Below are 14,667 nucleotides of genomic sequence, written 5' to 3'. Positions count from 1 at the left end.
TTTGATGGTATATAAACATCTGTTTGCGTTTATAGCCTAATGAAAAATACAGTTTCGAGTTTAGGTAGGCTTATATTTTGTTAGGAACACAAAAAAGCATTCATACGTATTAATCGTATGAATGCTTTTTTGTAAAAAACAATATAAAAGGTCAGATCGCTTTGATTTTATCGATTTCTAGCTTGTCTTTAACATTTTTTGCTGTTTTAAAGCCGTTTCAGTCAAGTCTTCACCAAACCATTTTGTCGTTAACACAGCATAAGTACCATCTTTTTTTAACCCTTCTAGCCCTGCATTGACCTTTTTAAGTAATTCAGGCTGATTTTTATCAATGAGGAAAACTTTTCGAGCACCATCTGCACCAATACCTTCATAGTCAAAATATATTGGCGTTAAATCTGATAAATCGTTTAATAAATAGCGAATAACACCAGAATCATCTACGACCGCATCGACTTTATCTTGTGCCATAGCTTGTACTGCTGCAAATGTGGTTGGATACTGTTCTAGAGCACCCACTTTATAATCGCCTTTTGCAAAAAACTGATAAGGTTCAGAATCGCTTAATACACCAATACGCACGTCATTCAAATCATTTAATGACTTAATGTTCAATTTATCATCTAAATACACTAGGCTGGTAGGCAGGGGCGCATAAGCATCTGACAGTAAATATTTGCTATTTCTTTCATCACTGTAAGTAAGACCAGCTGCCACCATATCTCTATTCTTACTATCTATATTATCAAACAGCTTCTTCCAAGGATCATTATAGACCTCAACCTTAAAGCCTTGAGACTCACCAATATGATTCATGAGTTCTATATCAAATCCAGTAACATTGCCGTATTCGTCCTTAAACTCATATGGAGCATAGTTTGCTTCAGTACCCATTTTAATCACAGGGGCTGTATCAGGTAACTTACTAACAAAGTCATCTTTACCTTTGGTAGTAGGCGTACTAGTGCTTTCTTGAGTAGCGGCATTATTAGAAGTACTAGAGTTGCCACAACCAAACAAACCAACACTTAGTATGATCGGAAGTACTGAACCGCCCCGACTTTATCGGAGAGTGATTTACTTGAGTCAGGCAGCGATGCCTGACAGGGTTAAATTATCATAATACCGCTTTTCAAAATCAAAAGGTGACACATAACCAATCGTACTATGCAGTCGTGTTTTATTAAACCAGTCCACCCACTCAAGGGTTGCCAGTTCAACATCGTTCACACCAGTCCAGTTTTGCTTTAAATAATGAATCACCTCAGACTTATAAAGCCCATTGACCGTTTCAGCCAATGCGTTGTCATAAGAGTCGCCTGTTGTACCAACAGAGGCAATCACGCCAGAATCCGTCATTTTATCAGTATAGCGAATGGATAAGTACTGAACCCCTCGATCACTGTGATGAATGACATCTTTGGGATGGTTTCTATCTGCTATTGCTTGATTTAAAGCCGCCATCACCATATCGGTGTTCATACGATTAGATACCTTCCAACCAACGATAGCACGGGCAAACACATCAATAATAAAAGCGGTATAGACCCAGCCGCTTGTCGTCTTGATATAGGTAAAATCTGCAACCCACAGCTGGTTAGGACGATAAGCGCTAAAGTTACGATTGACTAAGTCATCAGCGCGCTTTTGGTCGTCACGGCTGTTGGTGGTAATCTTGCCTTTGCCACGCCAGACGCCTTGTAGGCCATACTGCTTCATTAATCGCTCTACGGTACACCGAGCAACCTTTAACCCGTCAGCTTTCATCTGCTGCCATACTTTACGCGCACCGTAACGGCATTTGCTGTCCTGCCAGATGCGTTTAATCTCGCTGAGATAGTAGTCGTCATGCTGACTGCGCAGTGAGCGTTTTTCAGGGTAGCTCTCCAAGTCTTTAGCACGGTGATAGGTTGATGGGGCAATCGGTAATACTCTACAGATCAGCTCGACCCCATAATTATTCTTATGATCGTCGATGAATTGAATCATGATTTTAGTCAGCGGTCGAGCTCCGCCTGGGCGAAAAAAGCGGCAGCCTTACGTATGATCTCATTGGCTTGCTTGAGCTCTCTGCATTCGCGTTCAAGCTCCTTGATGCGCTCTTTATCACTTTGCGCTTGCACCGATGCAGGAATAGTTTGATCGATGTGTTTTTTATGCCACGACCGCAGGGTTTCAGGCGTACAGCCAATCTTAGGGGCAATGGCTTGAATCGCTGACCATGTGGAGGGATAGTCGCCCAACGCTTCTATCAGCATGCGAACGGCGCGTTCTTTAATCTCAGGAGTGTAGGTTTGTTTTTTCATTGTCGTATTCTCTCAGAATGTTGAGTCTCCGACAATCCCGGGGCGGTTCATACTTTATAAAAGGTTTTCATCTTTTGTCCCCAAATTTTAAGAAATTTTATATTTCTTTTAATAACAATCTAATAGATTGTTACACTGATTGATAATTAAGTAACTTTCCAATAGCAACAGCTATTCATCACTTAAAAGTAGTACTGATCTGTATTATCCGAACAAATAACACTTGTTCTTAGACGAATGATAGTGAAGAACATTGTTGAACATATAAAACAAAAAGAAGCATTCATACGCATGAATGCTCTTTAGAGAAAAACTTTTAATTAATTAAAAGTTTTTTTACCTCATAAATATTAAGTATTTGGTTTACGCTGCTGTGAAACTGCTTGCGTCAAATCTTCACCAAACCACTTTGTGGTTAAGGTGGCATAAGTACCATTCTCTTTAAGACTTTTTAGACCTGCATTTACCTTCTCAAGTAACTCAGGTTGATCTCTTTCAACAAGGAGTACTTTGTATGCACTTTCTGCATGAATATCTTCATAGTCGAAATAATTTGGTTGTAAGTCAGGCAGGTCGTTCATAATATAACGAAGGGCACCAGCATCCTCTGCGACAGCGTCGACTTCACCTTGTGCCATTGCTTTTACTGCTAAGAAAGTTGATGGATATGGAGTGACAGATTCAACTTTGTTTTCACCACTACTAAAATATTCATGTTGTACCGTATCACCGAGCACTCCTATTTTGACACTACCTAAATCTTTTAACGATTTGAGTTCTAAGGATTTATCTAAATATACAAGGCTTGATGGTAGCGGCGCATATGGATCTGAAAGTAAGTACTTCCGATCACGCTCAGCACTATAAGGCACAGCTGCTGCAAGCATATCTCGAGTTTTATTATCTAAGTTTTCAAACACCTCTTCCCATGGATCACTATAGATCTCGACTTTAAATCCTTGATCTTCACCGATCTGACGCATGAGATCGATATCAAACCCAGTGACACTACCGTACTCATCGTTAAAACCATAAGGCGCAAACTGTGCATCAGTAGAAAGCTTCACTATTGGCGCTGTATCAGGCAACTTACTTACAAATTGACTTTTGTTTTCAACAGCTGCTGTACTACTGTTATTAGCATTCTCTTGCGTAGTCGCGTTATTAGTGGAGTTGCTACATCCAAACAATCCAACACTTAACATAATTGGAAGTACTTTATACAATGTCTTCATAACTCATCCTTGAACATTAGAAAATATTTGCTATACCTCGAATAAAAACTTAATAGATTTGTAGAATATCTTCATAATATTAAATACAAACTATTACATTCGATAATACTTCAGTAACTTTTTGATAGCTATGGACATATACATAAATATAGACAGGTGGGCAGATAAGTTGACAAGTGGTAGTAACAACTATTATTAGGAGAATTTAAACGAATAATCACTGATTTAAGATGAAACAGAAAGTAGGAACTTTATTGACTGGGCTTACTTGTATTTGAGTTTTACTTATATTTTAATAAAGACGAAAAAAAGCATCCACTACGTATTAAACGTATGGATGCTTATTAGATAGAGAAAACTCCTTAAATAAAGAGAGCTTCAACTTGCCAATTGGTTATTCAGTATCGTCAAGATTCAAATTACGGTCTATTTTCCAAATCAAAAAACAACCAAGACTCATTAAGGTAAACATAGCAATCCCAATCTTGAGTACTGGATTAACCGGAAACAGGTTTAATAATAAACCACCAAAGATACCTACTGAAAACATCAATGAGCCTTGCATTGCACTTGCCATACCAGCACGACGCTTTTGAAAAGCCAGCGCAATGGCAGAAGCGTTTGGCTGGGTCAAACCAAGACCGGCAATACAAAAGAAGATACAGGTTAATACCAACGGCAGCCACGCATCTACACCAAGAGTAAGACCTATGATAAACAGTGCAGCGGCAGAGATTACCTGCATCATCGCGCCGAAACGTAAGATACTTAAAATACGGAAGCGATTGGTGAGCCATTGGTTTAGCTGGGTTAATGCTACAAAGCCTGCGGCATTCATACCAAAAAGCCAACCAAAATGCGTTGCGGAAACACCGTAAGTATCCATTATTAGCTCAGAAGCTGAGCCGATATAGACAAACATCGCCCCCATCAATAGACCACCTCCAATCGCTGGATAATTAAAGGTTGGATCTTTTAATAGCTCCCAGTATTGACTGAGCACTTCTTTGGCAGGACGCACGTTACGGTTTTCTTCAGTGAGGGTCTCAAAGAAGAAAAACTTAGTTAGTAATAGATTGAGCACCCCAAAAGCTGCTAAAAACCAAAAAATAGAATGCCAATCAAAGAACTGCAAAAATAGTGCACCAAGCGATGGCGCTAGTATAGGCGCTAACCCCATTACTAATATCATAATAGAAAATGCTTTGGCAGTTTGTCGTGCAGTAAGTCGATCACGTATCGCTGCACGCGTAACGACTGCACCTACACACGCTCCTAGCGCCTGCAGCGTACGCCCAGCGAATAACACGTACTCGTTACTGGTCGTAGCACACACTATTGATGCAACTACATACAAACTCATACCAATATATAAAGGTTTTACGCGACCAACGCGATCACTAAAAGGACCATAAAACAGCTGTCCAAATACCAAGCCAAAAAAATAGGCAGGGACAGAGTTGGCCATAAATGCCGTTGATACACCAAAGTCATCTGCCATTGATGGGAGTGCAGGTAAATACATGTCAATAGATAATGGCCCTACCGCAACAATCAGCCCGAGCATCATAATCCATGCAACGGGCAAATCAGCAGAACGCACGCGTTCAGAAGCAACAGGTCTATTAGGCAGAGAGGATTTTGGAGCAGACATAGTTAGGCCGTTTTATATAGGTTTATTATTTTGTTATTGATATTTTAATTGCTTGTAGATTTTATTTATGAATAAAAATAGACTACTAAAAACAATAATTATGCATACATAAGTGTTTATAAACCTAGGTACATAAGCTGACAGTGTTATATCGTACTGCTCGCTTATATTTCAATGGATGTATAACGTTAATAGAACAAACCCTGACAATTAAAAATCAACTAAAATAATGCCTTAAGATATGTTCCAGCTTAACGGAATTGGCGTTTAGCGAAAGCAGTGCTGGCTTGCTTGGCTTTCTTTAATGCAAGCTTACGGTTGCGTCCCATCATTAGCTTCAATTGCCACATTTTTTCTTTATACAAAGTAATATTCGATTGCTGATACATCGCATTGATGACTCGCTTGCTAGCAAGTACTGCATCAGGAGAACGCTCGGCGAACTCAGCAGCAAGTGTCTGCGCCTGTTGTAATGGCGACTCGCTACAATGACTAACCAATCCCAATTGCTTCCCTTCTTCTGCATCAATGGTACGTGCACTCATCGCCAGCTCTTTTAGGACGTCTGCACGCACTACTCCTAGCGCTGATTGCGTTAGTCCCATATCTGGCACCAAACCCCATTTAGCTTCCATAATAGAAAGCTTGCAATCAGGATGACTGATACGTACATCACAAGCTAACGCTAATTGCAAACCTGCTCCAATACAATATCCTTCTAATACGGCAATCACGGGAATTGGTACATCACGCCAGACCAAACAAACTTGCTGAAATAAACTCTGGCATGGTTTGATTAATTCCCAAAATGCATAAGCCTGATTTTTAGGATGATTTAAATCACCCAGATCAATACCAGCGCAAAACGTCCCTTCAGCACCATTAAGAATGACAGCACGCAACGTTTTATCCTTGCTAATGTGCCCAGCAGCAGCAATCAGTTCATCAACTACTTTAAAGCTCATGGCATTCTTTTTTTCTGGCCGATTTATCGTAACGGTTGCAATATTTTCAGTCACGCTGACTTGCAGGGTTTTATATTGATAGGCGGTGATAGCATGCATAATGATCCTTAATAATAAATGAGGGAGATAAGATAATGTTCATTTTAGCTGCAATATGCTATCAATCTTAACAGGCTTATATCTGCTATACCTTACGAATAATTGACTGTAGCGCTATCAATATCTTTATGTTTAAAAACACGTTTCCATGACATTATAAATAACTTATCAAATAGCTATTTACTACTTATCTAGCCTATTATTTTAGCCAATATTTATTCAACTTATTTTTTATTCTCATTAAATCATCTTCCATGTCATATCATTTTCGCTTAGACGGTGATAGGTCAATTGCGGGTATGGAGATAGATCAAGCATCTGTAAATTGGTCAACGCGAGCAATAGGGCTTCATGATAAGGCTTGAGCATTGCAAACTGTGCTGGCGTAGTGTGTTGTACATTTAATAAGCACTTATCTTCTAAGTCTTGGCTAGCTTGCCGTAATTGCGGAACACCAGTGTAACGACTTGCACCTAAAATTCGATGCGCAACTTGCGCGAGCATGTTTCGGTCTCGTGCCTGCCATGCTTGAGCCAAGGCGTCTTTTTCATCTGCAATCGTATCAATCATCATAATGATTAGCTTAGCAGCAAGATCTGGCTTATTCGCCGAACGGGTCAAGGCGTCTTCCCAGTCCAATACCTTTAGTCCATCAATAGCACTACTCTTCCAACCGTTGTCTTTTGACGACTGCTCTTGTGATTGCCCATCTTGTTCGCTGGAAGATTCTTGCAGTTGGTCTTGGTATTGTAAGCCTTGATAACGCGGCTGAGTAACACGTTGCGGTTCTCGCATATAATCATCACGAGGTTGAATATCCCGCATATAATCGTCACGAATTTTCTTTAATGATAATGGGCGCGGTACTGGTTTATCTACTGGCGTGCTTTTTGGCATGCTGACACTAGCACTATCTATGACCTCAGGAGCTATGCTATTAATATCATCAGCAGGCGTAACTGTGCTCAGACTTTGTGTGGTTGACGTGCGCCCTAACCATTTTTGTAGCACTTGTAACAATTGCGGTTGGCTGATTGGTTTGCCAACATAATCATCGATACCGCACGCGAGCAGCTTGTCACGCTCATCAGATAATCCATGAGCGGTTAATGCAATAATAGGAATATGACTATCACCGACTTCGATTTTGCGAATTTGCTGCGCTGCCTCGCGTCCTGACATGCGCGGCATTTGGATATCCATAAAGATAAGATCGATACTGTCTTTATCCTGTGCCTTATCTTGCGCCTTATTTTTTGAGTTAGCTGATTTTTCTTCTGTGTGCATATCTGTAGTCGATGCAGTATTAGTAGAAGCTGTATTGATTTGAGCACGAGCTTGGGCTTTTGAAATCTGCGTTTTGTTGGATAAGCTTTGCTGAGTAGGTTTAGCATTTTTTATATTTTTAGTTTGCTGTTTACTAATCAATTCAATAGCATCAAAGCCACTATTGGCAGTAATGACGTGAATGCCAAGCTCGCTGAGAAGTGCATCTAACACCAAGAGATTGGGCAGATGATCGTCTACAGCAAGCACAGTCACGCCATGCCAGCGCGGTGCTTGCGCTTCGATTGGTTCGCTTTTCTTTTGGGTATCAAGCATGGCATACAGCTGCCTTTTATCCAACGGCTCATATAGGATATTGGCGTGATAACGGTTTAATAGTGCCTGATCGGCGGCAACCTGATAGCCAAAGACAGCGAGCTTACCTTGATAATGCAAACGAATTTGTTTAAGCAGTGCCATCATGTCATCTTGAGTATCATTATCAACGATTACCCAGTCCCAATAATTGCCCTGCTCTTTAAGCGACTCAAGTACACCTGGTAAAGAGTTGGCCTGAGTAAGCTTAATCGGTAAGGTCTGCAAGCTGGCTTTGAGTACTTGTCTGGAAGCGTTGTGATTAATCCAAACCAAGACGTTAAATTCATCATTTTCGCTGGCAAGTGGCGCTAGTACCGGTAACGCAATGGTTTGCCCTGTCGCCGCTTCTAACACATCAATATGAGTTGGCATGCGGAACCAAAAGGTCGCCCCTTGATTGGCTATGTTCTCTTGGGCGTTATCATAAAAACCAATATCACCGCCCATAAGGCGCGTTAATTGCTTAGAGATTACAAGGCCTAGCCCTGTGCCGCCATACTGACGTGTAATGGATGGATCGCCTTGGCTAAAGCTTTGAAATAACATCTTTTGATCTGCTAGAGAAATTCCCTTACCACTATCTTGGACACTAATCATCAGATAATTATCGCGATGATCGTCCAAGCTTACTCGCACCACTACATCACCGCTATCTGTAAACTTAATGGCATTACCGACTAGATTGGTCAAAACTTGCTTGAGGCGTAGGGCATCACCCACAATGCGCATTGGCACATCATTGTAGAACAACACGGCCATACGTAGGCCTTTCTCCGCCGATACTGGAGAGAGCATATCGACCACGTCATATATGGTGTCGTAAAGGTCAAACTCATGACGATCAAGCACCAACTTACCTGCTTCAATCTTAGAGAAGTCCAACACATCATTCACGAGCGCCAGTAGATGCGCAGATGATTTACGAATCGTATGCACGTATAAGTCTTGCTCAGGATTTAGCTCACCGTGGCGTGCCAGCAGATTGATAAAACCATCGATGCTATTCAGCGGTGTCCGCAGCTCATGACTAATATTGGCTAAAAATGCAGATTTGGCTTGGCTGGTTGAAATCGCATCATCACGCGCATTGCGGATAGAGATGTTTTGCATTTCCATCTCATCAAAAGCCAGACGTAAGTCATCCTCGGTCTGTTCAGCATGATCTTTTAATTCTTGAAAACTTGAGTGCAAGCGCCGTAAAGTTTTTACCAAGTCTTGTTGCAGCAAGTTCAACTCACCATCGGACTCTACTGGAATAGGCTTATATAAATTATCTACATGAGTACGCTGTAGCTGCAAACGCAGCTCATAAATAGGCGCAATCCAGCGTTTGGCATAAATATTAAGACTCAACAGCAAGATTAAGATAGTAAAGAGACCGGTAATAACCAGCGCCATAGCGATACGGTAGCGCGCAATGTAAAGCGGTTCATTATCCATATCGACGAACAGCCACAATCTTTGCCCTTCAAAATCACCCAATACGCTGCCATAAGCCGTACCAATAGGCGTGGCTTGCTGTGATAAAAAATTTTGCGACGTATCAATTAAAGGCCAGCTTTCACTAACCCCATAACCTACCGTCGCGAGCACCTGATCATTCTCATTGATAATTGCAATGCGTTGTACATGCTGTTCCGACTGCATACGACTCAGTCTATCGCGAATCGATACCAATGTTGCCATGGCGCCTTTAGGAGCATCAGTTGTCGCACTGAGACTTTCATCAATTACTCGAGCAGTAGATGAATGAGAGGTAGGCATTCCTCCCAGCGCTTCTTCTGATAGAATTGCACTACTCAATCTACCACCACGAGCACTAATATAATGGTCTGAATGTACTTGAGATAAGGGTAGATTCTCAGGTCGGATATTGTTTTCAAGTGCCGCTTGGCTAGCAGCTGCCATATCACTAACCATATTTTGAGAATTTTCCTCATTAGCTTTTGACTGCTGACGTTCTTGCTCCAATAATGCAGGGATCAGCTCAGTTACCATAGGTTTATAACGAATCAACACGGCTTCAGCTAAAGCCTCCTGCTCTGATTCACTGGCACGCATAGTTTCATGAAAAACTAGAATGCCACCGACCGCTGCCAACACACAAATCGGCAAAAACACCAATATGATCAACTGACCATAGGCGCTACTGGTATCAAAGCGTTTTTTGTATGCCATGTTAGATTTAATCCCTACAGACGTTTATGCTATGTATAAATAGCAAATATAAGCTGTTTTGCCTAGGGCATGTCCTCATTTTAAAAATGGTGATAAAAATGAGATAAATTGCAGTCAAACAAGGAAGATAGCGCAGATAATATCGAGATATTAACCAGCTATTTGACGCTGTTTGGCAAAATTTAGCCATTTTTAGTCCATTTAGATGATAATCGATTGAATTGAGGACATGCCCTAATAGTTAACTTTCTAAATATTTTAGGTATTTTAACAGTATTTATAGATATAAAGGTTGTCATTGCAAATCATTGCTGATGAGCGACTGTAAATCACAACTTAGAAGATTGTTGTTGCCAACTTGCTATGGATTTTAGTGCTTACCTTATATTCCAATAGCTAAAAAACGCTTCATCATTTATGGTTAATAGTTATTACTGGGAGGCAATTTACTTGCACAGCCTTGTTTTTAGCACTATTTGTTTACCAAAATATCTTGATGCTATCAGCGTAGCTAAAAACAAAATGATATAATGATGCAAATTTTTAATTGTCGCCATTTTCTTATGATTGAAATGCTTTAATGAGCGTTTATATCAATCATTAGCTAACACGGCTAGTAGCTGTGGAAACACTTAGTCAAAAACCAAAACTATATTTAAAAAAACAAACTATTATTTGAAAATAAACAAGGATACCTTATGTCCTCTACGGCCATGTCAAACGCCAACTTTATTACTCAAGTCACTGAGCTTGCCGATTGCGTTGGTCAGACGCCATTAGTGAAATTACATCGTTTGCCTATAGAAGAAAACATTATAAATGGCGCGGTGTTATTGGCCAAACTTGAAGGTAATAATCCTGCAGGTTCTGTAAAGGATCGTCCTGCTTTTAATATGATTTATCAAGCGGAGCAGCGTGGTGATATCAAGCCTGGTGACACTTTGATTGAAGCAACTAGTGGCAATACTGGCATTGCTTTAGCCATGGTCGCCGCTATGCGCGGTTATCCAATGACACTACTGATGCCGACCAACTCTACCCAAGAGCGCAAAGATGCGATGATGGCTTATGGTGCTACTTTGATTGAAGTAGACGAAGGAATAGAAGCAGCACGTGATTTAGCGCTACAAATGCAATCTGAAGGTCAGGGTATCGTATTAGATCAATTTAATAATCCTGATAATAAGCAAGCGCATTATCTGACTACGGGTCCTGAGCTATGGGCACAAACTGATGGTAAAATCACCCACTTTATTAGCTCAATGGGGACTACAGGTACTATCACAGGCGTGTCAAAATATCTTAAAGAGCAAAATCCTGCGATTAAAGTTATCGGTTTGCAACCTGATGAAGAAGCTTCTATCGCTGGTATCCGCCGCTGGCCTGCTGCCTACATGCCCGGTATCTTTGAAGCAGATTTAGTCGATGAAGTTATGGATATTGATCAGCGTATCGCTGAAGTCTATATGCGTAAACTGTCGAAGACTGAAGGTATCTTTGCAGGTGTTTCATCAGGAGCAGCAGCATGGGCAGCTACGCAAGTTGCCAAAGAAAACCCAGATGCCGTTATTGCCTTTATTGTCTGTGATCGTGGCGATCGTTATCTATCAACTGGCTTGTATAATGTTGATGACAGCAGCACGCAAGCATAAGTAAGTAACTAGGATTATTTATGTCACATGCCCTACCTGCTAATCCCATACTGGTTTTCGATATTGAGACAGTAGCAGATACTGACGCCGCACGCCGTATCTATCCGCAGTTGGCTGATTTAAACAATGCCGATGCTTTAAGTGCATTGACTGCGATCAGAATACAAGAGGCTGGGCATGACTTTATGCGTTTACCATTACAACGTATTGTCTGCATATCGGCGTTATATATTAAAGATGGACAGTTTTCTTTGTTTTCTTTAACTGCAGATAAATTTAGCGAAAAAGATATTCTTGCCAAGTTTTTTCGAGCATTTAATGATATTGAAACCTTGCCACAGCTGATTAGTTGGAATGGCTCTGGCTTTGATATTCCGGTTCTTATTTACCGTGCTATGCAATACGATTTGTCTGCCCCATGGTTATTTGAGGAAGGCGAACGTATAAAAAGTATGCGTTTTGATAATTACGTCAACCGTTTTCAAACAAAGCATTTGGATCTGATGGACAGATTTAGCCAATACGGTGCGAGTCGACGTGAAGCAATGGATGTCGTTGCAAGCCTATATGGCCTACCCGGTAAGACTGATGTGGATGGCAGCATGGTTGGCGAACTCGTTAACCAGGGTGATTGGCAAACGCTATCGATATATTGCGAATCTGATGTCATGAATACATGGCTGATATATTTACGCTGGCTGCGTCTGACAGGTAAGCTGTCGTCACCGTCTTATACTTATTGGCAACAGCAGAGTCGTGATTATTTGGCAAAATTCACTCAAGCAGATGGCAAAGCTCGCCATCATGAGTTTATTGCTGATTGGTCATCTGCGCCCCAGTCATAAAAACTAAAGCCATAATCACCCCAATTGTAAAAACCAGAGTCATAGAAATAGCGCCATAAATAGTAGCACGCGCCATCATTCTTTTAGTTATTTATCATTTATTATTAAGGCAGGTTTATGCAACCCACCGATTCACAAACGTCTACAGCACCTGATACTACGTCACAAGTCAACGATACCCAAACGATCACTATCCCGCCTAATAAGAAAAAATCTAAACCATCGTCAAAGACGCGTCGTCGTCTAAAAGAGGCAGAGCCACTACCTTTTACTATTGATGGCTTATCGCATGATGGTCGCGGGGTTGCGGTATATGGCAATGGCTTTGGTGAGGCCGATGGTCATGTAGAAGATAAGCATGGCAAAAAGGTCTTTGTCAGCTTTGCTTTACCGGGTGAAAGTGCTTTAGTGAAACTAACTAATAGCCGTACCAGTTTTGAAGAAGGCGACGCAATTAGTATCACTGCCAATCCAAACCCTGAACGCGCTGTACCGCCTTGCCCACACTTCGGTGTATGCGGTGGTTGTAACTTGCAACACTGGCAGCCAGATAGTCAGATCAACTTTAAACAATCGGTACTTGCGGAGATGCTCGTGCATCAAGCGAATGTTGAGCCTGATACTTGGCTTGCGCCGGTAGTGGGTGATCGCCTTGGCTATCGCACCAAAGCTCGATTGGGCGTACGCTATGTCGCCAAAAAAGAAACCGCTTTGGTCGGCTTTCGTGAGCGCTCAAGTAACTTTTTGGCAGAGTTAAATGAGTGTCATATCTTAGATCCGCGCATTGGCTTTGAGATTGAGAATTTAAAAACACTTATTAGTACGCTTGAGAGCCGTGACAAAATTGCTCAGCTTGAGCTGGCAATGGGTGAGCAAATGCCAGAGCTACCCGATGGCAATCAGCCAGTTGCACTCATTGTGCGTAACTTGGCACCCTTATCTGACGCAGATATAGAGAAGCTAAAAGTCTTTTTTGCTGCACGCAACTGGCAGTTATATCTACAGTCTAAAGGCGCTGATAGTATTAAACGTATTGCTTTAACTGACGCTGATGATATGACCGAGCAGTTTGGGCGTCTATATTATCAATTGCCAGAATATGATCTTACTTTTGAGTTTATCCCTACGGACTTTACCCAAGTAAATCTGTCCGTTAATCGACAGATGACTAAGCTTGCTTGCGAATTATTAGATCTAAAAGCGGGTGAACGCGTACTAGATCTGTTCAGCGGTTTGGGCAATTTCAGTTTGCCATTAGCACGTCTTGTCGGAGAAACCGGTTCAGTCGTAGGCGTTGAAGGTAGTGATGCAATGACTGCACGTGCAGCAGAGAATGCGCGTCGCAATGACATTCATAATACTGAATTTTATACTCAAGATTTGACTCATGATTGCTCAGATAAACCATGGGCTAATCAAGGCTTTGATGCATTACTTATCGATCCACCCCGCTCTGGCGCTTGGGAAATTATGCAGTATTTACCTAAGTTTAACGCTGAGCGGATTGTTTATGTCTCTTGCAACCCTGCTACTCTTGCTCGTGATACAAAAGCACTATTGGAGCAAGGTTATCGTCTGACTCATGCTGGAGTGATGGATATGTTTTGTCATACTGGGCACGTTGAGTCAATCGCACGCTTCGAAAAAGTAGCAGCTTAACTTAGCTTAACTTAGCTTAACTTAGCTTATCTGGGCTGGACTGGACTGGACTATTGAATACATTTTTAGGTTCTTTATTGCTCCAGCTGGGACGTTTTCTTAACAAACAAAAGCTTGTTAGGATATAGTTACTCTTATATGCATTATCACTACAGAGCCTTGCTTGAATTACAACTTTAAAATGACATAATAATACCCATACAGTCTGTATGTGTATTATTTAATCTTTATACGTATTGTTAAACAATATTGTGTGCATTTGCACTTATAGTCTTAAGATACTGGGCATTAATTCTTTATCATCGTTAGCAAAAATGGACTTTTGCCGCGGTGTTGGTTATATCCGATAATAATTTATTACGGGTTAGAACGAGAGTTTGTGCATAGCAGGTAAGACAATAAGAAATTTTGAAAATAGCTAAGAGGAGCC

General features: G+C 41.1%; 9 protein-coding genes and 1 other annotated feature. Of the genes, 3 read left to right on the top strand and 6 right to left on the bottom strand.

Features of this window, described 5'->3' with window-relative positions; genetic code table 11:
- Positions 1-177 precede the first annotated feature (177 nt).
- The 6 genes from AK825_RS02220 to AK825_RS02190 form a co-directional block, all read right to left on the bottom strand.
- Positions 178-1,020, bottom strand: a complete 843-nt coding sequence (locus AK825_RS02220; protein WP_068034381.1) for a transporter substrate-binding domain-containing protein — start codon at positions 1,018-1,020, stop codon at positions 178-180.
- A 66-nt stretch (positions 1,021-1,086) separates the two neighbouring features.
- Positions 1,087-2,306, bottom strand: a protein-coding gene (locus AK825_RS02215) for an IS3 family transposase (protein WP_149038742.1) whose coding sequence is annotated in 2 segments (ribosomal slippage) — positions 1,087-2,021 and positions 2,021-2,306 — 1,221 coding nt in all. Because the reading frame shifts where the segments join, the coding sequence is not laid out codon by codon here.
- Positions 1,915-2,031 (bottom strand) — a sequence feature (AL1L pseudoknot). It overlaps the preceding gene by 117 nt.
- A 350-nt stretch (positions 2,307-2,656) precedes the next feature.
- Positions 2,657-3,541, bottom strand: a complete 885-nt coding sequence (locus tag AK825_RS02205; protein WP_068034375.1) for a transporter substrate-binding domain-containing protein — start codon at positions 3,539-3,541, stop codon at positions 2,657-2,659.
- Positions 3,542-3,935: 394 nt separating this feature from the next.
- The gene (locus tag AK825_RS02200; protein WP_068034373.1) at positions 3,936-5,195 is read right to left on the bottom strand and encodes a multidrug effflux MFS transporter; all 1,260 of its coding nucleotides are present in this window, start codon (positions 5,193-5,195) and stop codon (positions 3,936-3,938) included.
- 251 nt (positions 5,196-5,446) lie between these two features.
- The gene (locus AK825_RS02195; protein ID WP_068034371.1) at positions 5,447-6,259 is read right to left on the bottom strand and encodes a crotonase/enoyl-CoA hydratase family protein; all 813 of its coding nucleotides are present in this window, start codon (positions 6,257-6,259) and stop codon (positions 5,447-5,449) included.
- A gap of 240 nt (positions 6,260-6,499) precedes the next feature.
- Entirely contained in the window at positions 6,500-10,081 is a 3,582-nt protein-coding gene (locus AK825_RS02190) for an ATP-binding protein (RefSeq protein ID WP_068034369.1), read from the bottom strand.
- A 698-nt stretch (positions 10,082-10,779) separates the two neighbouring features.
- Here AK825_RS02190 and cysM point away from each other — a divergent pair.
- The 3 genes from cysM to rlmD all read left to right on the top strand — a co-directional run bounded on the left by cysM (position 10,780) and on the right by rlmD (position 14,237).
- Positions 10,780-11,733 (top strand): cysteine synthase CysM, encoded by a 954-nt coding sequence (cysM, locus tag AK825_RS02185; protein WP_068034366.1) that lies wholly within the window; start codon positions 10,780-10,782, stop codon positions 11,731-11,733.
- Between the two features lie 20 nt (positions 11,734-11,753).
- A complete protein-coding gene (locus tag AK825_RS02180) occupies positions 11,754-12,578 on the top strand; it encodes a 3'-5' exonuclease (protein WP_068034364.1) in 825 nt (274 codons plus the stop codon).
- 117 nt (positions 12,579-12,695) lie between these two features.
- On the top strand, positions 12,696-14,237 hold the full coding sequence (gene rlmD / locus AK825_RS02175) for a 23S rRNA (uracil(1939)-C(5))-methyltransferase RlmD (protein WP_068034362.1): 1,542 nt from the start codon (positions 12,696-12,698) through the stop codon (positions 14,235-14,237).
- Positions 14,238-14,667: the final 430 nt, after the last annotated feature.

This window comes from Psychrobacter sp. P11G5 (assembly GCF_001593305.1).
Taxonomy (GTDB): domain Bacteria; phylum Pseudomonadota; class Gammaproteobacteria; order Pseudomonadales; family Moraxellaceae; genus Psychrobacter.
Note: the sequence above shows the minus strand (reverse complement) of the source record. Positions and strands in the feature narration are given on the sequence as shown.

Bases quoted from the DNA above. Each gene is read 5' to 3' on its own strand.
- AK825_RS02200 (WP_068034373.1), bottom strand. From the start codon at position 5,195: ATGTCTGCTCCAAAATCCTCTCTGCCTAATAGACCTGTTGCTTCTGAA.
- rlmD (WP_068034362.1), top strand. From the start codon at position 12,696: ATGCAACCCACCGATTCACAAACGTCTACAGCACCTGATACTACGTCA.
- AK825_RS02195 (WP_068034371.1), bottom strand. From the start codon at position 6,259: ATGCATGCTATCACCGCCTATCAATATAAAACCCTGCAAGTCAGCGTG.
- AK825_RS02180 (WP_068034364.1), top strand. From the start codon at position 11,754: ATGTCACATGCCCTACCTGCTAATCCCATACTGGTTTTCGATATTGAG.
- cysM (WP_068034366.1), top strand. From the start codon at position 10,780: ATGTCCTCTACGGCCATGTCAAACGCCAACTTTATTACTCAAGTCACT.
- AK825_RS02190 (WP_068034369.1), bottom strand. From the start codon at position 10,081: ATGGCATACAAAAAACGCTTTGATACCAGTAGCGCCTATGGTCAGTTG.
- AK825_RS02205 (WP_068034375.1), bottom strand. From the start codon at position 3,541: ATGAAGACATTGTATAAAGTACTTCCAATTATGTTAAGTGTTGGATTG.